The organism is Roseicyclus persicicus, assembly GCF_012395815.1.
GTDB classification, from domain to species: domain Bacteria; phylum Pseudomonadota; class Alphaproteobacteria; order Rhodobacterales; family Rhodobacteraceae; genus Roseicyclus; species Roseicyclus persicicus.
This window is the reverse complement of sequence record NZ_JAAZQQ010000004.1, coordinates 241,345-262,266: the sequence shown is the minus strand read 5'-3', so window position 1 is coordinate 262,266 and position 20,922 is coordinate 241,345. Positions and strand designations below refer to the sequence as shown.

Annotated in this window: 24 protein-coding genes; 8 read left to right on the top strand and 16 right to left on the bottom strand. The window is 70.2% G+C overall.

Annotation, left to right across the window (positions count from 1 at the left end; all coding sequences use genetic code 11):
- Positions 1-50: 50 nt before the first annotated feature.
- From HCU73_RS13425 to HCU73_RS13365, 13 genes are all read right to left on the bottom strand, one after another.
- Positions 51-512, bottom strand: coding sequence for a molybdenum cofactor biosynthesis protein MoaE (locus HCU73_RS13425; protein ID WP_168623967.1), 462 nt, complete (start codon positions 510-512; stop codon positions 51-53).
- Between the two features lie 5 nt (positions 513-517).
- Positions 518-769, bottom strand: coding sequence for a molybdopterin converting factor subunit 1 (gene moaD, locus HCU73_RS13420; protein ID WP_168623966.1), 252 nt, complete (start codon positions 767-769; stop codon positions 518-520).
- The gene (gene pgsA, locus HCU73_RS13415) at positions 766-1,431 is read right to left on the bottom strand and encodes a CDP-diacylglycerol--glycerol-3-phosphate 3-phosphatidyltransferase (RefSeq protein WP_168623965.1); all 666 of its coding nucleotides are present in this window, start codon (positions 1,429-1,431) and stop codon (positions 766-768) included. Before pgsA ends, moaD begins: the two co-directional genes overlap by 4 nt.
- Before the next feature lie 53 nt (positions 1,432-1,484).
- Positions 1,485-3,365 (bottom strand): excinuclease ABC subunit UvrC, encoded by a 1,881-nt coding sequence (uvrC, locus tag HCU73_RS13410; protein WP_168623964.1) that lies wholly within the window; start codon positions 3,363-3,365, stop codon positions 1,485-1,487.
- A 302-nt stretch (positions 3,366-3,667) separates the two neighbouring features.
- Positions 3,668-4,444, bottom strand: a complete 777-nt coding sequence (locus tag HCU73_RS13405) for an SDR family oxidoreductase (protein WP_168623963.1) — start codon at positions 4,442-4,444, stop codon at positions 3,668-3,670.
- 10 nt (positions 4,445-4,454) lie between these two features.
- A complete protein-coding gene (locus tag HCU73_RS13400) occupies positions 4,455-5,402 on the bottom strand; it encodes a calcium/sodium antiporter (RefSeq protein WP_338052122.1) in 948 nt (315 codons plus the stop codon).
- 7 nt (positions 5,403-5,409) lie between these two features.
- A complete protein-coding gene (locus HCU73_RS13395; RefSeq protein WP_210730641.1) occupies positions 5,410-5,601 on the bottom strand; it encodes a hypothetical protein in 192 nt (63 codons plus the stop codon).
- Positions 5,601-6,404 (bottom strand): S49 family peptidase, encoded by an 804-nt coding sequence (locus HCU73_RS13390; protein WP_168623961.1) that lies wholly within the window; start codon positions 6,402-6,404, stop codon positions 5,601-5,603. Before HCU73_RS13390 ends, HCU73_RS13395 begins: the two co-directional genes overlap by 1 nt.
- Positions 6,405-6,494: 90 nt before the next feature.
- Positions 6,495-7,088, bottom strand: a complete 594-nt coding sequence (locus tag HCU73_RS13385; protein ID WP_168623960.1) for a glutathione S-transferase family protein — start codon at positions 7,086-7,088, stop codon at positions 6,495-6,497.
- Between the two features lie 73 nt (positions 7,089-7,161).
- A complete protein-coding gene (gene holA, locus HCU73_RS13380) occupies positions 7,162-8,184 on the bottom strand; it encodes a DNA polymerase III subunit delta (protein ID WP_168623959.1) in 1,023 nt (340 codons plus the stop codon).
- Positions 8,181-8,672 (bottom strand): LPS assembly lipoprotein LptE, encoded by a 492-nt coding sequence (gene lptE / locus HCU73_RS13375; RefSeq protein ID WP_168623958.1) that lies wholly within the window; start codon positions 8,670-8,672, stop codon positions 8,181-8,183. The genes holA and lptE overlap by 4 nt, the downstream gene beginning before the upstream one ends.
- Positions 8,659-11,226: a leucine--tRNA ligase gene (leuS, locus tag HCU73_RS13370; protein ID WP_168623957.1), complete on the bottom strand. Its 2,568-nt coding sequence runs from the start codon at positions 11,224-11,226 to the stop codon at positions 8,659-8,661. The genes lptE and leuS overlap by 14 nt, the downstream gene beginning before the upstream one ends.
- A gap of 94 nt (positions 11,227-11,320) precedes the next feature.
- Positions 11,321-11,833 carry a DUF3576 domain-containing protein gene (locus HCU73_RS13365; protein WP_168623956.1) on the bottom strand — a complete coding sequence of 171 codons (513 nt, stop codon included), beginning with the start codon at positions 11,831-11,833 and terminating at the stop codon, positions 11,321-11,323.
- A gap of 249 nt (positions 11,834-12,082) precedes the next feature.
- On the opposite strand from HCU73_RS13365, the gene HCU73_RS13360 reads away from it, so the two are divergent.
- Positions 12,083-13,054, top strand: a complete 972-nt coding sequence (locus tag HCU73_RS13360; RefSeq protein ID WP_168623955.1) for a porin — start codon at positions 12,083-12,085, stop codon at positions 13,052-13,054.
- A 73-nt stretch (positions 13,055-13,127) separates the two neighbouring features.
- Positions 13,128-13,787 (top strand): YggS family pyridoxal phosphate-dependent enzyme, encoded by a 660-nt coding sequence (locus HCU73_RS13355; RefSeq protein WP_168623954.1) that lies wholly within the window; start codon positions 13,128-13,130, stop codon positions 13,785-13,787.
- Positions 13,788-13,809: 22 nt separating this feature from the next.
- On the opposite strand, the gene HCU73_RS13350 is transcribed toward HCU73_RS13355, so the two are convergent.
- Together HCU73_RS13350 and ribA are read right to left on the bottom strand one after the other, a co-directional pair.
- On the bottom strand, positions 13,810-14,322 hold the full coding sequence (locus HCU73_RS13350; RefSeq protein ID WP_168623953.1) for a L,D-transpeptidase family protein: 513 nt from the start codon (positions 14,320-14,322) through the stop codon (positions 13,810-13,812).
- Positions 14,319-15,410 (bottom strand): GTP cyclohydrolase II, encoded by a 1,092-nt coding sequence (gene ribA / locus HCU73_RS13345; protein ID WP_168623952.1) that lies wholly within the window; start codon positions 15,408-15,410, stop codon positions 14,319-14,321. Before ribA ends, HCU73_RS13350 begins: the two co-directional genes overlap by 4 nt.
- Positions 15,411-15,552: 142 nt before the next feature.
- Here ribA and HCU73_RS13340 point away from each other — a divergent pair, with 142 nt between their 5' ends.
- The 6 genes from HCU73_RS13340 (at position 15,553) to HCU73_RS13315 (ending at position 19,539) form a co-directional block, all read left to right on the top strand.
- Positions 15,553-16,239 carry a response regulator transcription factor gene (locus tag HCU73_RS13340; RefSeq protein WP_168623951.1) on the top strand — a complete coding sequence of 229 codons (687 nt, stop codon included), beginning with the start codon at positions 15,553-15,555 and terminating at the stop codon, positions 16,237-16,239.
- 272 nt (positions 16,240-16,511) lie between these two features.
- Positions 16,512-16,838: a hypothetical protein gene (locus HCU73_RS13335; RefSeq protein ID WP_168623950.1), complete on the top strand. Its 327-nt coding sequence runs from the start codon at positions 16,512-16,514 to the stop codon at positions 16,836-16,838.
- 64 nt (positions 16,839-16,902) lie between these two features.
- Positions 16,903-17,691, top strand: a complete 789-nt coding sequence (locus HCU73_RS13330; protein ID WP_168623949.1) for an exodeoxyribonuclease III — start codon at positions 16,903-16,905, stop codon at positions 17,689-17,691.
- Positions 17,692-17,761: 70 nt separating this feature from the next.
- A complete protein-coding gene (locus HCU73_RS13325; protein WP_168623948.1) occupies positions 17,762-18,685 on the top strand; it encodes a thioredoxin family protein in 924 nt (307 codons plus the stop codon).
- 27 nt (positions 18,686-18,712) lie between these two features.
- Positions 18,713-19,357, top strand: a complete 645-nt coding sequence (locus tag HCU73_RS13320) for an LON peptidase substrate-binding domain-containing protein (RefSeq protein WP_168624046.1) — start codon at positions 18,713-18,715, stop codon at positions 19,355-19,357.
- A gap of 29 nt (positions 19,358-19,386) precedes the next feature.
- Positions 19,387-19,539, top strand: coding sequence for a Trm112 family protein (locus HCU73_RS13315; RefSeq protein ID WP_168624047.1), 153 nt, complete (start codon positions 19,387-19,389; stop codon positions 19,537-19,539).
- Positions 19,540-19,608: 69 nt separating this feature from the next.
- Here HCU73_RS13315 and HCU73_RS13310 read toward each other — a convergent pair whose 3' ends face one another.
- Positions 19,609-20,835, bottom strand: a complete 1,227-nt coding sequence (locus tag HCU73_RS13310; RefSeq protein ID WP_168623947.1) for an FAD-dependent monooxygenase — start codon at positions 20,833-20,835, stop codon at positions 19,609-19,611.
- Positions 20,836-20,922 lie beyond the last annotated feature (87 nt).

The following is a 20,922-nucleotide window of genomic DNA, read 5'->3' as shown; positions in this document are numbered from 1 at the left end:
CCCGGAGTATTTTCGAAGCAAAGATGAGGGGGCCTGCGCCCCGATCGGACTCAGCCGCCGCGCGACCAGCGCGCCAGCGCGTCCTCGTCCTCGTCGCGGGCGGCGACCCAGGCGGCGCCCTTGGCGGTGACTTCCTTCTTCCAGAACGGGGCGCGGGATTTCAGGTAGTCCATCAGGAACTCGGCCCCGGCGAAGGCGTCGGCGCGGTGGCGGGCTGCGGTGGCAACCATCATGATCGGGTCGGCCGCCTTCAGCGGGCCATAACGGTGCAAGATCATCGCATCCGTCAGCCCGAAGCGGGCGATGGCTTCGTCGCGGATGGCAGAGAGCGCGGCCTCGGTCATGCCGGGGTAGTGCTCGATCTCCATCACCTCGAGCGTGCCGTCGGCGAGGTCGCGGGTGATGCCGGAAAAGCTGACCACCGCGCCCGCGCCGGGGACGGTTGCGGCGAAGGCGTTGAGCTCGGCGCCCATGTCGAAGGGCGCCTGCTGCACGCGGACGGGGGCGGGCATGGCCCTCAGCCCCCGGTCATCGGCGGGAAGAAGGCGACCTCGCGCGCGCCGGACAGCGCGGCGTCGAACTCCACCAGCTCGTGGTCCACCGCGGCGCGGATCGCCCCGGTGTCGGAGAAGGCGTAGGCGTAGCCTTCGTCGCGGGCGCGCAGCTCGGCGATCAGGTCGGCGACGGTGGCGGCCTCGGTCTCGACCTGCTCGGCGGCCGTGCCGACACGCTCGCGGAGCCAGGCGAAGTAGCGGATGTCGAGTTTCATGCCGGGTCCCTCAGGTAAGGCAGGGCCTTGCGGAAATAGTCGAAGCCGGTGACCAGGGTCAGCCCCGCGGCGAGCCACAGGAGCACAAGCCCCCCGTAGGAGGTGAGCATCAGGCCGTTGTATTTCCAGATCAGGCCGACGCTGTCGTCGATGTCGCCATTCAGGATGCCCGACACGATCTCGCCGTTCATGCCGAAGGTCTGCATGATGAAGTAATGGTCGAACAGGCCCCAGGCGAACAGCATGGTGATGGCCACCATCTGCACCATGGTCTTCCACTTGGCGAGCGGGGTCACCTTGAGCGTCGCCGCCTGGTGGCCGAGGAATTCGCGCAGCCCCGAGACGAAGACCTCGCGGAACAGGATCGCGACGACGGGGATCAGGGTCCAGCCGGTGATGCCGTGCAGCCCGAGGACCACGGCCAGCGCGATGACCACCACGGCCTTGTCCGCGATCGGGTCGAGCATCGCGCCGAAGCGGCTGATGAGCTGGTAGCGGCGGGCGTACCAGCCGTCGACGTAGTCGGTCAGCGAGGCCGACAGGAACAGGATCATCGCCACCCAGTCGGCCCAGGGCCGCGGCAGCAGCAGGAAGACCAGCCCCACCATGGGGGCCGCGATCATCCGCGCGACGGTCAGGATGTTTGGCAGTGTCCAGCGCATGGCGCAGGTGTAGCGCGGGCGCAGGGGGGATGGAAGCGCGAGGGAGGCCGCCCTTACCCGCGCTCGTGGAAATAGTCGTAGATCTTCTGCGCCAGCCCCTCGTTGATGCCCTCGACCGCGGTCAGGTCGGAGAGGTTGGCGCGGCTGACCGCCTTGGCGCTGCCGAAATGGGCGAGCAGCGCGCGCTTGCGTGTGGCGCCGACGCCGGGGATGTCGTCGAGCGGCGTGGCGCTGACCGCCTTGGCGCGTTTCGCCCGGTGCGCGCCGATGGCGAAGCGGTGCGCCTCGTCGCGCAGGCGCTGGACGAAGTAGAGCACCGGGTCGTTGCGTTTCAGCGCCATCACCGGCTGGCCGGGGCGGTGGAACTCCTCCTTGCCCTGGTCGCGGTCGATGCCCTTGGCGACGCCGATGAAGGGCACGTCGTCGAGGCCGAGGTCGTCCATGATCTCCTGCACGGCGCTGACCTGCCCGGCGCCGCCGTCGATCAGCAGCAGGTCGGGCCACGCCTCGGTCTCGCGGTCGGGGTCTTCCTTGAGCAGGCGCTGGAAGCGGCGGGTCAGCACCTCCTTCATCATGCCGAAATCGTCGCCGGGGGTCAGCTCGTCGCCGCGGATGTTGTACTTGCGGTACTGGGATTTCAGGAACCCGTCCGGCCCCGCCACGATCATCGCGCCGACGGCGTGGGCGCCCTGGATGTGGGAGTTGTCGTAGACCTCGACCCGGCGGGGGGGGGCGTCCAGCCCGAACGCCTCGGCCAGCCCCTCCAGCAGCACCGCCTGCGCCTGCCCCTCGGCCATGCGGCGCGCGAGGCTTTCGCGGGCGTTGCGCATCGCGCTGTCCACCAGTTCGGCCTTTTCGCCGCGCTGGGGCACCAGCAGCTCGACCTTGCGGCCCAGCTTCTGCGACAGGGCGTCGGCCATCAGGTCGGGGTTCTCGACCGGGTGGGACAGGATGATCTGCCGCGGCGGGTCCTTCTGGTCGTAGAACTGGCCGAGGAAGGCCTCGAGCACCTCGGGCGGCTCGATGTCGGGGCCGATCCGGGGGTAGTAGTCGCGGTTGCCCCAGTTCTGGTTGGCGCGGATGAAGAACACCTGCACGCAGGCCTGCCCGCCCTCCATGTGGAGCGCGATCACGTCGGCCTCGGACACGCCGCGGGGGTTGATGCCCTGGGCCGACTGCACGGTGGTCAGCGCGCGGATGCGGTCGCGGAGCGCGGCCGCGCGCTCGAACTCCATCGCCTCGGCGGCCTCGGCCATCTGGGCGGCGAGCTGCGCCTGCAGCTCGGTGGTGTCGCCCTTGAGGAAGCGCACGGCGTCGGAGACCGCGGCGCCGTATTCCGCGGCGCTGATGTAGCCGGTGCAGGGCGCGCTGCAGCGCTTGATCTGGTAGAGCAGGCAGGGGCGGGTGCGGCTCTCGAACGTCGCGTCGGTGCAGTTGCGCAGCAGGAACACCTTCTGCAGCTGGTTCAGCGTGCGGTTCACCGCGCCGGCGCTGGCGAAGGGGCCGAAATACTCGCCCTTTTCCGTCTTGGCGCCCCGGTGCTTCTTGATCTGCGGGAAGGCGTGGGTGCGGCTGACGAGGATGTTGGGGAAGGACTTGTCGTCGCGCAGGAGCACGTTGTAGCGCGGCTTGAGCTGCTTGATCAGGTTCTGTTCGAGCAGCAGCGCCTCGGTTTCCGTCCGCGTGGTGAGGAACATCATCGAGGCGGTCTCGCGGATCATCCGCGCGATCCGGGGCGAATGGCCCGAGGGCTTGGCGTAGTTCGAGACGCGCTTCTTCAGGGCGCGGGCCTTGCCGACGTAGAGAACGCGGCTCTGGGCATCGAGCATCCGGTAGACGCCCGGCGAATTGTCGAGCGTCTTGAGGTAGGACTGGATCACCTCGTGGCCCGTTTCGGGGCCGGTTTCGGCGTCGGTGTCAGGCGTGTTGGACATGTTGGGCGGGGCCTGCGCGATTCCCGGTCTGGCTGCACCGGAAAACGGGGTTGATCAAGGGGTCAGCTTTCCACGAAACCTGTGGATAAGCTTGCGGAGAAATCTTGGGCGGGCGGAAATTTTCCTTGTTCCTAGGCTGGTTCTGCGACTTGCCTAAAATTTAGGCGATTATTCAAGACGTTGTTTTTGCTAGAAATTTTTTTCCGAACGCAGCTACATCGCAGGGTTGTTACCCAACGTTAACAAAAGCTTCACACGGACGGGCCCAGTGGAAAACTGTCGGTTTCAGCTGAAACGAGGCGCTATTCGACGCCCAGGACGTCGGGGGTCTGCCAGGCGAGGTGCTGGCCGCCGTCGACGCAGATCAGCTGCCCGGTGACGGCCCGCGCGACCAGGAAGTAGCGCAGCGCGTCGCAGATGCCCTGCGGGTCGGCCCCGCGGCCCAGCACGGTTGCCGCGCGCTGCCGGGCGAAGTGGTCGGCGGACTGGCGCGCGCCCTGCAGGGTCGGGCCGGGGCCGATGGCGTTGACGCGGATCTTCGGGGCCAGCGCCTGCGCCGAGGTGCGGGTCAGCGCCCAGAGGCCCATCTTGGCGATGGTGTAGGTCATGAACTCTGGCGTCAGCTTGTGCACCCGCTGGTCGATCATGTTGACGACGAGGCCCTGTGCCTGCGGCTCGCCGTTTTCGTCGGTCAGCGGGTCGGGGATCTGCGCGGCCAGCGCCTGGGTCAGCACGAAGGGCGCGCGCAGGTTCGATTCCATGTGCCGGTCCCAGCTGGCCCGGGTGGCGGTGTGGATGGTGTCGTAGTCGAAGATCGAGGCGTTGTTGATCAGGACGGTGATCGGCGCGCCCAGCGCCTCGGCGGCGCGGGGCAGGAGCGCCTGGGTCTCGGCCTCGACGGTGAGATCGGCCTGCAGGGTGACGGCGCGGACGCCCAGCGCGCGCACCTCCTCGGCGGCCGTGGCGGCCTCCTCGGCGCTGCCGGCGTAGTGGATCGCGACGTCGTGCCCGGCGCGGGCCAGTTCCAGCGCCATGGCGCGGCCGAGGCGCCGGGCGGCGCCGGTGACGAGGGCGGTCATCGGGAATTCCTCACGCAAGGACCATCAGGAGATAGATGACATAGAGCGCGGTGAACCCCGCGCCCACCAGCCGGCCCATCGGCCAGCTGCGGAACACGAAGGGCGCCAGCACCAGCGAGGCCGCCAGCATCACCCAGAGGTCGAAGCGCAGGATCTCGGGGTCGACCGGGATCGGCCCGACCAGCGACGCGATGCCGATGATGCCGAGCAGGTTGAACATGTTCGACCCGATCACGTTGCCCAGCGCCACGTCGGCGTGGCGGCGGAGCGCGGCCATCACCGTGGTCGCCAGTTCCGGCAGCGAGGTGCCGATGGCGACCAGCGTCAGGCCGATCACCGTCTCGCTGACGCCGAACTCGCGGGCGATGGCGACCGAGCTGTCCACAAGCAGGTCGGCCCCGAGCGGCAGGCCGACGAGACCGAGGCCGAGGTAAAGGCCGATCTGCCACCAGGGCATGTCGGGGTCGGCCTCCTCCAGCTCGTCCGGCTCGGGCGCGCCGTTGGCGGCGCGGCGATGCGCCTGCGCGGCGCGGGCGGCGTCGACGAGGATCAGGACCAGGACGCCAGCGAGGATCAGGCCGTGCCACCACGTGAACGGCCCGGCAAAGGCCAGCGCGATGAACAGGAGCGTGCCCGCGATCATGAACAGGTAGCTGCGGCGCGTGTCGCTGCCGGCGGACAGGCCGAAGACCAGCGCCGGCAGGCCGAGGATCAGGAGCACGTTGGCGGTGTTCGACCCCACCACGTTCCCGAGCGCCAGCCCCGGCACCCCGTCGAGCACCGCCTTGATGGAGATCAGCAGCTCGGGCGCCGAGGTGCCGAAGGCGACGACCGTCAGGCTGACGATCAGGGCGGGGATGCCGAGCCGCAGGCTGAGGTTCACCGCCCCCTTCACCAGCACGTCACCGGCAAGCAGCAGGATGACGAGCCCGAGGGTCGCGTAGAGGAATTCCAGGATCACGGTCTCAGCCTTGTCCCTTGGTGCAGTGGCGGCAGGGACCGCCGCGCAGGTTGTAGCGCCCGCAGTCGGGGCAGAGGCGCGGTTTCGGCAGGCCGCCGGCCCGGTCGCCGCGACGCCCGATGCGCGGCCAGCGCAGGCGGCCGAACATGGCGAGTACCGCCATGAAGATCAGGAACAGGCTGACGATCTTGAGCATCACGAGAGGCCGAACCGGGACCACAGGGCGCGGTCCTCGATCCCGGCGGTCATCTCGGCGGCAAGGCCGGCGCCAAAGCGCTGGAACAGGCCGCGCCGCGCGCCGTAGTCGCGGAAGCGGACCTTGTCGCCGTAAAGCGCCTTCATCTTCGGGACGAGGTGGGCGATGCCGTCGGCCAGCCCCAGCTCGACCGCGCGGGCGCCGACCCAGAATTCGCCGGTGAACAGGTCCTCGGCCTCGCTCAGCCGGGCGCCGCGGCGGGCGCGGACATGGGCGATGAAGCTGTCGTGGATCTGCCGTTGCAGGCCCAACAGGCGCTCGACGTCCTCGGGGCGTTCCGGGCGGAAGGGATCGAGCATCGACTTGTCCTTGCCGGCGGTGTGGACGCGGCGCTCGATGCCGAGACGCGCGATCGCCTCGTGCAGGCCGAAGCCCGCCGAGATCACGCCGATCGAGCCGACGATCGAGCTGTCGTCGACCCAGATGTCGTCGGCGGCGCAGGCCAGCCAGTAGCCGCCCGAGGCCGCGACGTCCTCGACGAAGGCATGGACGGGGAGCTTCTTTTCCGCGGCCAGCCGGCGGATGCGGGCGGCGATGAGCGAGGATTGCGCGGGGCTGCCCCCGGGCGAATTCAGCACCAGCGCGACGGCGGCGGGCTTGCCCTTGGCAAAGGCCCGCTCGATGGCGGGGGCCAGCGCGCTGTCGCTGAGGGTGCCGCCACGGGCCGAGGCGGCGATCACGCCCGAGAGGCGGATCACCGAGACGGTCGGGTCCTTGGCGACGAACGGGATGAAGCGCTTCATGCAGCGCGACATAGAGTGCGGGTCGGCGGGGAACAAGGCGCAGGCCGCGCGGCGGCCGGGGAATGTGCCCTGCCGGCACCGCGCCGCGGCCTACCCCCTGGCCAGCGCGCGCTTGAAGGCGGGGCGGTCGCGCATCATGGCGATGTGCTCGCGCAGGCGGGGTTGGGTGATCTCGAACTTGGCGTTGATGGCCCAGCCGCCGCAATGCGCGAACAGGATGTCGGCGATGGTCATGGTCTCGCCCATCAGGAAGGGGCCGTCCTCGGCCATGCGGCTGACGAGATGGGCCTCGGCGCGGGCGAATTCCCAGCGCAGGCTGTCCTTGATCTGCGGCAGGCGGAGGTCCTCGGGCAGGACGAAGCTGTGCTTGGCCGCCGACCAGAGGGTCGCGTCGACCTCGTCGAGAATGAGGTGGGTCAGGCTGTCCTGCCGGGCGCGGTCGATCGTGCCGGCGGGGAAGGTCAGGGCGCCGTGGCGGTCGGCGAGGAAGGTCATGATGGCGACCGAATCGGTGATCGGCACGCCGTCCACGACCAGCACGGGCACCTTGCCCGCGGGGCTGATGCGGGTGACGGCCTCGGAGCGCGGCGGGGCGTCGACGTGCTCGTAGGGAACGCCCAGTTCCTCCAGCGTCCAGAGCACGCGCATCGCGCGGCTGCGCACATTGCCGATCAGGGTGTACATGCCGGGCTCCTCCTGCCTGCCGTTGCGGCGGCATAGGGCCCGCGCGGCCGGGCGGCGTCAAGATGCGCCGGCACTACCGGCGCGGCATCATCGCAAGGCGAATGAGCGCGCGTTCCATCAGCGCCATCTGCGGCGCGGACTGGGCCGACCGCAGCGTCAGGTCGGTCTCGACCAGCAGGCTCAGGGCCTGCTCCAGCTTGTCGCGGCCCCAGCGCTGGGCCTGCCGCAGCATCCGGTCGCGGCGGGGGCCGAACACCGGCGGGCGCTGCGCCTGCAGGCCGGCGGCGGGGCCGCCCGGGTGGCAAGCGGCGGCGTGCAGCGCGCGGAAATGGCGGGTCGCGGCGATGCAGAGGCTGACCGGCGTGACCCCCTGCCCGGACAGGCGGGCGAGGATCGGGCCGATGGCCTGCTGGTCGGCCTCGGCGGCGGCGTTCACGATGTCGTCTAGCGCGGCCTCGAGGGTGAGGGGCGCCACGGCGGCGATGTCGGCGGGGCTGACGGGGCTGGCGTCGCCGCGCTTGTAGAGGCCGAGCTTTTCCACCGTCTGGCGCAGGTCGCCGGGGGGCAGGCTGCGGGCGAGCGTCTCGAGGTCCTCCATCGCGGCGCGGGGCACCTCGGGCAGGCCCGCCTCGGCCAGCAGCGCCTCGATCTCGGCGCGGGAGGGGGGCTCGTCGTAGATCGCGGCGGCCCGCGCGGTCGGGTGCTTCTCGAACAGGACCCGAAGGGCAGATTTCGCGGTCAGCCGGGCGGCCGTGGCGACGATCTGCGCATCGCCCGGGCGCCATTCGGCCAGCGCGGCCTCGAACACGGGCGCGAGGCCGTCGGTCGCGCCCTCGACGAAGACGGCGCGGGGGCCGGGGAAGAAGCCGACCGCCTTGACCGCGTCGATCAGCTGGGCGGGGTCGGAGCGCAGGTCGGCGGCGGCGAGGCGGGCGAGCCGCATCTCTTCCTCGGCGCCGGGGCCGAGCAGGGATTTCAGGAGTTCCTGCCGGCGGTCGGCGACGCGCAGCGCGTCGTCGCCGAAGATCAGGCAGCCCGCCGCGGCCGGATCGGGCCTGCGGACATACGGCGCGACGTCGCGGCCCTGGAGCTTCATGCCCAGCTGGCCGCGCCGGCGAGCAGGCGCGAGACGAGCTGGTCGGCCAGCGCCACCATCAGCCGGTCCTCGGCGTCGCGGCGGGCGGCGGCGGTGGCGACCGGCGAACCGGTCGTGGAATAGGCGGTGAAGGTCGAGACCTCGCCCGCCTGCACCTGCAGGTCGGTGGCGACCTCGGTCACGCGGAACCGCAGGCTGCCGTTCAGGTTGACGCGGGTGATGTCGTCGGTGCCGGTGATGGCGAGGTCGCGCTGCGAGGTGGCGATCTCGTAGCTCAGCCGGTGGGTGGGCGCCTGCGACCGGCCCAGCCGGTCCTCGAGCCGGGCGACGAGGACGAAGCCCAGCCGCGTGTCCGGCGCCGCGATGGCGAGCCGCCCGCGCACCGCGGTGCCCGGCCCCCCCGGCGCATAGACCGGGGTGAAGCCGCAGGCCGCGAGCGGGGCTGCGGCCAGCAGCAGGAGCAGGGTGCGGCGGTCAGACGACGACATTCACGATCCGGCCCGGGACGACGATGAGCTTCTTGGGCTGGCCGCCGGCCAGCGCCTTGACCACAGCGTCGTCGGCGAGCGCGATCTTTTCAACCTCTTCCTTGGCGGCGTCGCGGGGCACGGTGATTTCCGACCGGCGCTTGCCGTTGATCTGGATCGGCAGGGTCACGGTGTCGGAGACCAGCATCGCCTCGTCCGCCTTGGGCCAGGGGGCGTTGGCGACCAGGCCCGCGCCGCCGAGCATCGCCCAGATCTCCTCGGCGAGGTGCGGGGTCATCGGCGACATGAGCTGGGCCAGCGTCTTCATCGCGCTGCGTTTCGCGGCCGAGCCGGCCTGCGATTTCTGCAGCGTGTTGGTGAAGGCGTAGAGCTTGGCGATGGCGGCGTTGAAGCCGAAGCTCTCGATGCCGTTCGTGACGTCGAAGATGGTCTTGTGCATCTCGCGCAGGAGCGCCTCGTCGGCCTCGGGCGAGCCCTCCTCGGTGCTGGCGGCGATGTCGGTGGCGATCCGGTGGACGCGGGCGAGGTGCTTGTTCGTCGCCTCGGCGCCGGCGGCGGTCCATTCCACGTCGCGCTCGGGCGGCGAATCGGACAGCACGAACCAGCGCGCGGTGTCGGCGCCGTAGGTCTCGATGATGTTCACCGGGTCGACGACGTTCTTCTTGGATTTCGACATCTTGGCCGAGGGGATGATCTCGGCCTCGGTGCCGTCCTTGAGGAACGCCTTCCCGTCCCGCAGCTCCACCTCCTCGGGGAAGTGGTAGACCGGGCGGCCGGCCTCGTCGCGGGTCTGGTAGATCGCGTGGGTCACCATGCCTTGGGTGAACAGCGCGTCGAAGGGTTCGATGCTCTTCTCGGGCAGGTGGCCGCAGATCTGCATCGCCCGCGCGAAGAAGCGGGAATAGAGCAGGTGCAGGATCGCGTGCTCGATGCCGCCGATGTACTGGTCGACGTTCATCCAGTAGGCGGCCTCGGCCATGTCCGTCGGCGTCGCCGCGTGGGGCGCGGTGAAGCGGGCGAAGTACCACGACGAATCGACGAAGGTGTCCATCGTGTCCGTCTCGCGCTTGGCCGGCTTGCCGCAGCGCGGGCAGGGCGTGTCGCGCCAGGTGGGGTGGCGGTCGAGCGGGTTGCCGGGCACGTCGAAGCCCACGTCCTTGGGCAGTTCGACCGGCAGGTTTTCCTTCTTCTCGGGCACCACGCCGCAGTCGGCGCAATGGACCACGGGAATCGGGCAGCCCCAGTATCGCTGGCGGGAAAGGCCCCAGTCGCGCAGGCGGAACTTGGTCACGCCGTGGCCGACGCCCTTCGATTCGCAGAACGCGATGGCGGCCTCGATCGCGGTCTCGCCGGTGGCTTCCTCGTCCCAGGCGAAGGGCAGGGTCCAGCGCACGGTCTCGGATTTCGGGGGCACATAGGCCGCGCCGCCGTCCTCGGGCGTCACGTGCTCGCCCCGGAGCGGCACGAAGGTCGAGATCACGGGCAGGTGGTATTTCCGCGCGAAGTCGAGGTCGCGCTGGTCGTGCGCCGGGCAGCCGAAGATCGCGCCGGTGCCGTAGTCCATCAGGATGAAGTTGGCGATGTAGACCGGCAGTTCCCACGCGGTGTCAAAGGGATGGCGCACGCGCAGGCCGGTGTCGAAGCCCAGCTTCTCGGCCTTCTCGATGGCCTCCTCGGTGGTGCCGCCCTTGCGCGCGAGGGCGCAGAACTCCGCCACCTTGGGGTCGTGCGCCTCGAGCTCCTTGGCGATGGGGTGGTCCGGCGAGATGCCGACGAAGGACGCGCCCAGCAGCGTGTCGGGCCGGGTGGTGTAGACCTCGACCCGGTCGTGGCCGCGGGTGGGCTCCACCAGGCCAAAGGCGAATTGCAGCCCGCGCGACCGGCCGATCCAGTTCGCCTGCATCAGCTTGACCTTGGCCGGCCAGTCGTCGAGCCGGTCGAGCGCGTCCAGCAGCTCGCCCGAGAAATCCGAGATGCGGAAGAACCACTGCGTCAGCTCGCGGCGTTCCACCTCGGCGCCGGACCGCCAGCCCTTGCCGTCGATCACCTGCTCGTTCGCCAGCACGGTCATGTCGACCGGGTCCCAGTTCACCACCGCGTTCTTGCGGTAGACGAGGCCCTTTTCGAGGAAGTCGAGGAACAGCGCCTGCTGCTGGCCGTAGTATTCCGGGTCGCAGGTCGCGAACATGCGCGTCCAGTCGAGGCCGAAGCCCAGCGGCTTCATCTGCGCGACCATCGTATCGATGTTCTGGTAGGTCCAGTCCGCCGGGTGCCCGCCCGAGGCCATCGCGGCGTTCTCGGCCGGCATCCCGAAGGCGTCGAATCCCATCGGGTGCAGCACGTTGAACCCGTTGGCCAGCTTGTAGCGCGCGATCACGTCGCCCATCGTGTAGTTGCGCACGTGGCCGATGTGGATGCGCCCCGACGGGTATGGGAACATCTCGAGCACGTAATACTTGGGTTTGTCCGCCGACCGCGTCGCAAGGAAGGTTCCGGCCTCGTCCCAGGCGGCTTGCCATTTCGGTTCCAGGGTCGCGGGGTCGTAGCGGGACATGGCGGGCGGTCCTTCGGGGGTCGGAAACAAAAGCGCCGGGCGCGGGGCCCGGCGTGTTGATTAGGTGAGGCGCGGGGCCGCGTAAAGACGCGCCTCAGAGATCGCCGTCGCGGATGCGCAGCTGGCGGGCGCGGGTGAGGATCGCATCCTCGATCTGGCGCGCGGTCTCGCGGCTGACGGCGCCGCCCTGCGACTGCACCGCGACGCGGAGCGACCGGGCCTCGAGCGCGGGGTCCTGCACGTAGACGGTGGCGCGGTAGGCGCGGCTGCCGCCCGGGGGCGTGCCGTAGCCGAACTGGATGATGCCCGAGAACGGATCGGCCGCCTCGATCGGCATGAAGTCGAGGATCTCGAGCGACGCGTTCCACAGGTAGCGGTTGACCTGCACGGTGTTGTTGGGGTCGTCGCCGCCATCGAACAGGTCCCAGATGGTCTCGCGCTGGGGGTCGACGATGACACCCTGCTCGATCAGGTTCTGCTGCTGCGCCGCCTCGCGCTGGGCGTCGAAATCGGCGTCACGCGGACCGCCGAACAGGCCGCCGCCGCAGCCTGACACCAGCGCCACGAGGGCGCAGCTTCCCGCGATCCTAGCCAGCCGCACGCTCATCTGCTGGTCCTTTTCCTTCGTCCACCTTGCCGCTTCTAGGTATAGGAGCCCTCCGGAAGCGGCAAGACTCATTGGGGCCGCAGCGGTCGCGAGGGGCACTGTGGCATGTCTGCACCACGACTCGGCCAAGGAACGACGCGGTGCGAGGGCTTTCTTGCAATCAGGGGGGCGAGAAGCGAGAGAAAGGCATACTCAATGCGGATTCCCCGTTTTGAGGTGCACCTTGAATATCAACACGAGGGAAAAACCATGAAAAAGGTTCTCTTCGCTACGACGGCGCTGGTCGCGACCGCAGGCGTTGCCGCCGCGGACGTCGCGCTGTCCGGCTCGGCCGAGATGGGTATCGCCACCGATCGCGCTGGCGACACGTTCTTCTTCCAGTCGGTCGACGTTCGCTTCTCGATGACCGGTGAAACCGACAACGGTCTGACCTTCGGCGCCACCGTCGACCTGAACGACGCGGCCGAGCAGGGCGATGTCGTCGACATCTCCAACGACTTCGCCGACTTCACCGTGTTCATCCGCGGCGCGTTCGGCACCCTGACCATGGGTGACACCGACGGCGCCTACGACTGGGCGATGACCGAAGTCGCAGCCGGCTCGCCGGGCTCGATCGCCGACGACGAAACCTCGCACGGCGGTTACAACGGCAACTCCGGCTACGACGGCGACCACAATGGTCAGGTCCTGCGCTACGACTACACCGTCGGCTCGTTCGGCGTGGCGGTCTCGGCCGAAATCGGCGACCTCTCGTCCGGCTCGGCGAACACCGATGACCCGATCCTCGGCCTCGGCTTCCGCTACGGCCTCGACTTCGCCGGCGGCACCGTCAACTTCGGCCTCGGCTACCAGACCGGTGACCACGGCGGCCCGAACGTGTCGGACCTGATCGGTGTGTCCGTCAGCGTCGCGCTCGACGCCGGCCTGACCGCGACCGTCAACTACTCCGAAGGTGACCTGACCCTCGGCACCGTCGACGAGACCCACATCGGCGTGGGCGTTGCCTACGAGTTCGACGCCTTCACCGTCGCGGCCAACTGGGGTCGCTACGAGGAAGACGGCGGCGCCGTCAACGAGGGCTGGGGCCTCGCGGCTGCCTACGATCTGGGCGGCGGTGCCTCGCTGCACCTCGGCTACGGCGACACCACCGAGTGCGGCGGCGCCATCGGCGGCTGCAACCTCGGCGACACCTGGTCGTTCGGCCTGGCCATGTCCTTCTGATCCAACCGGATCAACGGATAAGGAAAGAGCGGGCCTTGCGCCCGCTCTTTTCTTTTGGCCTAAGCTTTGCGCCATGGGACTACAGGACATCCGTGACCGCATCGCCGCCGCCACCGCCGAGGCCGGGCGCCCGCCCGGGTCGGTGGACCTGATCGCCGTGAGCAAGGTGCAGCCGCCCGACCGGGTCGAGGCCGTGCTGGACGCCGGCCACCGCGTCTTTGGCGAGAACCGTGTGCAGGAGGCGCAGGAGCGCTGGCCGCCCTTCCAGGCGCGCTACGACGGGATCGTCCTGCACCTGATCGGCCCCCTGCAGACCAACAAGGCCCGCGCCGCCGTCGAGATGTTCGACGTGATCCAGACGCTGGACCGGCCCAAGCTCGCCACCACGCTCGCCCGCCTCGCCGACGAGCGCGGCACCTGCCCCGACCTGTTCATCCAGGTCAACACCGGGGCCGAGCCGCAGAAGGCCGGTGTCCTGCCGCAGGACGCCGACGCCTTCATCGCCGAGGCGCGGCGGCTGGGCCTGCCGGTGGTGGGGCTGATGTGCATCCCGCCGGTGGAGGAGGAGCCGAGCCTGCATTTCGCCCTGCTGGGCAAGATCGCGGCGCGCAACGGCCTTTCCGGCCTGTCGATGGGCATGTCCGCCGATTTCGAGACGGCGATTCGGCTGGGGGCGACCCATGTCCGGGTCGGCTCGGCGATCTTCGGGGAACGGGCCTACGAGCTGACCTAGCCGCGCCGTCGCGGCGGGCCGGTCACGCCAGGGTGTCGGGCACCACCACCCGCGTCTCGTAGCCGATCCGCGGCACGATCCAGCGCAGCGCCGCGGGCGCCAGCGCCACGCAGCCCGCCGTGGGGTGGCCCGGCTTGCGCCAGGCATGGACGAAGATCCCCGATCCGCGCCCGCGCTCGGCCCGGGGCCAGTTCCAGTCGAGGATCAGCACGATGTCGTAGAGCGGGTCGGCCCGGCGCAGCGTCTCGTGGTTGGCGCGGAAGGGCGCGCGGACCATCAGGTTGTAGTCTTCGTCCTTGGGGTCGTCGCACCACAGGTCGCCGGGCCGGATCGGCACCGCCCAGTCGCAGGGCCGCGCCAGCCGGTCGGGGCGATACAGGCAGCCGACGATCCGGTGCACCCCCGCGGGCGTGCCGCCGTCGCCCTCGCGCTTGGCCTCGGCCGCGACCACGCCCGCGCGCCCCAGCGTGCAGGGAAACACCCGGCCCATGAACCGCACGCCCATCGGCGTGACCACCATGTCCGTGGTCTTCACAGCATGTGCCCCGACTTGTCGCGCTTGACCGCCAGGTAATGCGCGTTGTGGCGGTTGCTGCCCGTGACCAGCGGCACGCGCTCGGCCACGGCCACCCCCTCGGCCTCCATCATGGCGACCTTGCGGGGGTTGTTGGTCATCAGCCGCACGGCGGAAAAGCCCATCCGGCGCAGCAGGTCGGCGCCGATGCGAAAATCGCGCTCGTCGTCCTCGAAGCCCAGCCGATGGTTCGCCTCGACCGTGTCGAAGCCCTGGTCCTGCAGGGAATAGGCGCGCATCTTGTTCGCCAGCCCGATGCCCCGCCCCTCCTGGTTGAGGTACAACAGCACCCCCGCGCCGTCCTGCGCCATCGCCGCCAGCGCGGCGTGCAGCTGCGGGCCGCAGTCGCATTTCAGGCTGCCCAGCACGTCGCCGGTGAAGCAGGCGGAATGCAGCCGCGCCAGCACCGGCGCGGTGCGGTCGGGGCGGCCGATCTCGATGGCGTAATGCTCCACCCCGCCGTTCTCGGGGCGGAAGATGTGCAGCCGTCCGGCCTCGGCGGCGGCCATCGGCAGCCGCGCGGCGGCGACAGGCAGCAGCGGGTGGTGCAGCGCCAGGTCCGCGGCCAGCGCGGCGGGGGCAAGCCGCGTCGCCCCCAGATCGGCGGCCAGCGCGGCGGGCCGTTCGGTCTCCACCGCGACCACGGCGGGCAGGAGCTGGGCCGACTTCGCCAGCAGGAGCGCGAGGCGGTGCAGCCCGGCGGCGCCCTCGCGCTCGGTCACGAGCGGGCCCTTCATCGGCTCGGCGAGGTCCAGCCCCGGGTCGGCCAGCGCGCGGACCCAGCCGGCCCCGACATCGGCCGGCAGCCGCACGCGGGCAAGATCGCCGTCATAGGCGCGCGCCTTGAGCGTCTCGGCGCGGCGGCCGGTGATCGCCACCGCGGGCCGGCCGGGCAGGGCGCGGAGCGCGTCGAGCCGCGGCCCGGTCAGCGTCTCGGCGGCGAGCGCGACAAGCCCCTCGGCCCCGTCGCCGATGACGACGGGCAGGCCGACGCGCAGGTCGGACCGCGCGCGCGCGACAAGCTCGGACGGGGTGGGCAACAGGCTCATGACGCCTCCTTACTTCGGCCGAACGGGATTTGAAACAATCCCCCGCGCTGCGACACGACGCCGTGAGATTGTCTTTCAGCGGGTTGCGCCGGGGCGCCCGCCGGCCAATCTGCCCCGAAAGCCGCGAAGAGGAGCCGCGACCATGGCCAATCTCAAGAAGATCCTGCTTGTCGACGACGACGACGACCTGCGCGAGGCGCTGTCCGAACAGCTGGTGATGACCGAGGACTTCGACGTGTTCGAGGCCGCCACCGGCGCCGGCGGGATGCAGAAGGCCAAGGAGGGGATCTACGACCTCGTGATTCTCGACGTCGGTCTGCCCGACACCGACGGCCGCGAGCTGTGCCGGCTGATGCGCAAGCAGGGCGTGAAATGCCCGGTGCTGATGCTGACGGGGCACGACAGCGACGCCGACACGATCCTGGGTCTCGACGCGGGCGCCAACGACTACGTGACCAAGCCGTTCCGCTTCCCCGTGCTGCTCGCCCGCATCCGCGCCCAGCTGCGCCAGCACGAGCAGAGCGAGGACGCCGTGTTCCAGCTCGGCCCCTACACCTTCAAGCCGGCGATGAAGATGCTGGTCACCGAGGACGACAAGAAGATCCGCCTCACCGAGAAGGAAACCAACATCCTCAAGTTCCTCTACCGGGCGCAGGAGGGCGTGGTCGCCCGCGACGTGCTGCTGCACGAGGTCTGGGGCTACAACGCCGGCGTCACCACCCACACGCTGGAAACCCACATCTACCGCCTGCGCCAGAAGATCGAGCCCGACCCGTCGAACGCCCGTCTCCTCGTCACCGAGAGCGGCGGCTACCGGCTGGTGGCGTGACCGCGGGTCGCCGGCGAAAATCCCGCCGCCGCATCCGGTTGATTCAGATCAATGAACAACCCTGAGTTGTTCCCGTAGAAAGTGTCCATTACCTCCCTGTTGGACTTGGCCCGGACTTCGGTCCGGGCCTTCTTTTTTCCGGCCCGGCCAGGGGCCCCGCGTTGTGGTGCCCCCCGGCCGCATGCTAGCCAGCAGCGGGGTGGTCCGCCGGGTCCCGGCCGCCCTGCCGGCCGCGTGGCGGACCGGCGGACCGGGCCCTGGAGTATGCCAAGATGCCGTTCCGTTCCCCCGCCCTGCTGGCCGGGGCTGTCCTGATCGCCGCCGCGACCGCCGCCTCGGCCCAGGACGTCGAGTACACTCTGATCAACTCCTCCTCGGCCACCGTGCTGGAATTCTACACCTCTCCGGTCGAGGACGACATGTGGGGCGAGGACCTGCTCGCCATGACCGACCTGCTGCCCGGCGAACAGGGCTCCGTCCTGATCGCGGACGGGTCGCAGAGCTGCGTCTACGACATGCTGTTCCTGTTCGACGACGGCACCGAACTGACCGACACGGTCGATATCTGCGAACTGGCCAGCTACCAGCTGACCGACTGACCCGACCCCGGCGCATGGCCGCCCCGCGCGGCCATGCCCCCCCACAAGGGAGACCCCCGGCCCGATGCCCTTTACCCTCGCGACCTGGAACATCAATTCCGTGCGCCTGCGCGCCGATCTCGTGGGCAGGCTCCTGCGCGAGGAAGCCCCCGACGTCCTGTGCCTGCAGGAATGCAAGTCGCCGGTCGACAAGATCCCGGCCGAGGTCTTTGCCGCGCTGGGCTACCCCCACATGGTCGCCCGCGGGCAGAAGGGCTACAACGGCGTCGCCATCCTGTCGCGCCTGCCGCTGGAGGATGCAGGCCACCGCGACATGTGCGGCAAGGGCGACGCCCGCCACGTCGCGGCGCGGCTGGAGACCGGCGTGACGATCCACAACTTCTACGTCCCCGCCGGCGGTGACGAGCCCGACCGCACGGTGAACGAGAAGTTCGGCCACAAGCTCGATTTCCTGACCGAGATGCGCGACTGGTTCCGCGACGGCCGGCCGGAAAAGTCGATCCTTGTGGGCGATCTGAACATCGCCCCGCGAGAGGATGACGTCTGGAGCCACAAGGATCTGCTCAAGGTCGTCAGCCACACGCCGATCGAGGTGGACCATCTCGGGCAGGTGCAGGAGGCGGGGGCCTGGGTCGACGTCACCCGCGCCGATTTCCCCGATGGCAAGCTCTACAGCTGGTGGTCCTACCGCGCGCGCGACTGGGACGCCGCCGACCGCGGCCGCCGGCTCGACCATGTCTGGGCCTCGGCCGACATCGCCGCCGCCGGGCACGGCAGCCGCATCCTGCGCGCGGCCCGCGGCTGGGACAAGCCGTCGGACCACGTGCCGGTCTTTGCCACATTCGACCTCTGAGCCCTTGGCGCGCCGGGCCCGGGCGCGCATATAGGGCGGAACCACACCCATTTGTGACGGAGATGACGCGATGCTGGAGCTGGGACAGACCCAAGGCGCCGCCGCCCCGGCCGACCTGATCAAGGACGGCACCGAACGGACCTTCATGGCCGACGTGATCGACGGCAGCCAGGAGGTGCCGGTGATCGTCGATTTCTGGGCCACCTGGTGCGGCCCGTGCCGGACGCTGGGGCCGATGCTCGAAGAGGCCGTCAAGGCCGCCAAGGGCAAGGTCAAGATGGTCAAGATCGACGTCGACAAGGAACAGCGCCTCGCCGGCGCGCTGGCCCAGCAGGGCCTGCCGCTGCAGTCGATCCCGACCGTCGTCGCCTTCTTCCAGGGCCGCCCGGTGGACATGTTCCAGGGCGCGATCCCGCAGTCCCAGATCAAGGAATTCGTGAACCGCCTCACGTCGATGGGCGGTGACGGTGGGTTGGCCGAGGCGCTGGAGGCGGCCGAGCAGATGCTGGCCGAGGGCGCCGCGGTCGACGCCGCCCAGACCTTCGCCGCCATCCTCGAGGAAGAGCCCGAGAACGCCGCCGCGATGGGCGGGCTTGCCCGCGCCTACGTGGCCATGGGCGAGATCGACCAGGCCGAGGGCATCCTGAACACCGCGCCCGACGCCATCGCCAAGGCGCCTGAGCTGGAAGCCGTGCGCGCGCAGATCGCGCTGGCCCGCCAGGCCGCCAAGGCCGGCCCGCTGGCCGAGCTGCAGGCGGCGGTGGACGCCGACCCGTCCAACCACCAGGCGCGGTTCGACTACGCCCAGGCGCTCCATGCCGCCGGCAAGGTGCAGGAGGCGGTCGACCAGCTGCTGGAGCTGTTCCGCCGCGACCGCGAGTGGAACGACGGCGCGGCCAAGGCGCAGCTTTTCACCATCTTCGAGGCGCTGAAGCCGCAGGACCCGATCGCGCTCAACGGCCGGCGCAAGTTGTCGTCGCTGATATTTGCCTGACGGGGCGCCGGGCCTAGCTCCATGCCCATGATGTCCGCTGCCGACCTCCCCGACACGATCGCCGTGTTCCCGCTGCCCGGTGCGCTGCTGTTGCCGCGCGCCCGGTTGCCGCTGCACATCTTCGAGCCGCGTTACCTCGCCATGCTCGACGACGCCCTCAAGACGCCGCACCGCCTGATCGGGATGGTGCAGCCGCGCGAGGTGCCGGGCTCTGAGGTCAAGCGCCTGCACGCCATCGGCTGCGCGGGGCGCGTCACCCAGCTCTCGGAAACCGAGGATGGGCGCTACCTGATCACGCTGTCGGGCATGTCGCGGTTCCGCATCCGCGAGGAGGTGACGGGCTTCACCCCCTACCGCCGCTGCGACGTGTCCTGGGACGGGTTCGCCGCCGATCTCGGCCCGGTCGAGGAGGACCGCAGCTTTGACCGCCCGCGCTTCCTCGACCTGCTCGGGCGCTACTTCGACGCGATGTCGCTGTCGACCGACTGGGACAGCCTGAAGGAGGCCGAGGACGAGCTGCTGATCAACTCGCTCTCCATGCTCTGCCCCTTCGACCCCGAGGAAAAGCAGGCGCTGCTCGAGGCGCCGTCGCTGACCACCCGGCGCGAGACGCTGGTGACGCTGATCGAGTTCGCCCTGCGCGGCGGCGGACCCGAGGAGAAGATGCAGTGACCGACGGCGAGGCGCCCATCGACCGCCGGATGCTGGAGGCGCTGGTCTGCCCGGTGACCCACGCGCCGCTGGCCTACGACCCCGACCGGCAGGAGCTGGTGTCGAAGGCCGCGCACCTCGCCTTTCCGATCCGCGGCGGCATCCCGATCATGCTGGAGAGCGAGGCGCGGAAGCTTGATTGACCCCGCGCGGGCGGGGAGGCTGCGCCGTGAAGGCGCACCCTACGGATCACCGGCGCACCTGTGGTCGCCTCACAACGCGCGCCCCTGCAACAGCCGCGGCACATCGCCCGTCAGGCCCGCCGCCTCGCGCATGAAGGCCCGGCGCAGCGCGGGCACCGCGCTGACCACGCCCATGCCCACGTCACGCACCAGCCGCAGCGCCGGGTTGTCATTGGAAAACAGCCGGTTCACCCCGTCCGTCGCCAGCGCCAGCGCCGCCGTGTCGAAGCGCCGCCAGCTCTGGTAGCGCGCCAGCACGTCCGCCGCGCCGATCTCCTCGCCCCGCCGCGCGGCGTCGGCCAGCACCTCGGCCAGTGCGCCCACGTCGCGGAGCCCGAGGTTCAGGCCCTGACCCGCGATCGGGTGCACCCCGTGCGCCGCGTCGCCCACCAGCGCCAGGCGCTCCGCCACGAAGGCGTTGGCGATGGTCAGGCTGAGCGGGTAGCTGTAGCGCCGCCCGGCCAGCGCGATCTGCCCGAGGAAATCGCCGAAGCGGGGCCGCAGGTGGTCGAGGAAGGCGGCATCGTCCGCCGCCATCAGCCGGGCGGCATCGGCCTGCGTCTCGGACCACACGATGGAGCTGCGGTTGCCCGGCAGCGGCAGGATCGCCAGCGGCCCGGGCGGCATGAAGAACTGGTGCGCGATGCCCTCATGCGGCTTCTCGTGCGCGATGGCGGCCACCAGCGCGGTCTGGCCGTAGTCCCAGCCGGTCCGCCTGATCCCGGCCCGCGCGGCGGTGCCCGAGCGCCGCCCGTCGGCGCCGACCAGCAGCCGCCCGGTCAGGACCGTGCCGTCGTCCAGCGTCACCCGCGCCGCGGTGGCGTCGGTTTCCTGTGCCGTGACGGTGGTGCCGGGGCGGTAGGTGATCAGCGGGGTCTCCGCCATCGCCGTCAGCAGTGCGCGGCGCAGGTAGCGGTCCTCCAGCATGTGGCCCATCGGGCCCTCTTCCAGCTCGGCGCTGTCGAAGTGCAGGAAGAAGGGCGCGGCGCCCTCGCCCGCGCGGCCGTCCGATGCCTTGATCTGCAGGATGGGCTGCGCGTGGCCCGCCAGCCCCTCCCACAGCCCCAGCGCGCGCAGCATCCGCACCGAGGCCAGCGCCAGCGCGTAGGACCGCCCGTCGAACGCCTCGCCCGACAGCTCGCCCTCGCTCAGGGCGTCGATCACCACCGAGGACAGGCCCGCCTGCGCGCAGGCCAGCGCAAGGCAGGGGCCGTTCAGGCCGCCGCCGACGATCAGGATATCCGCATCATGTGCCATGGCCCGACTATGGGTCGCGGGGCGGGATTGTCCATGCGACCGACCGGCTGTAGCGTCGCCCGCGACAGTTTGGGGCAGGGGGCGGCG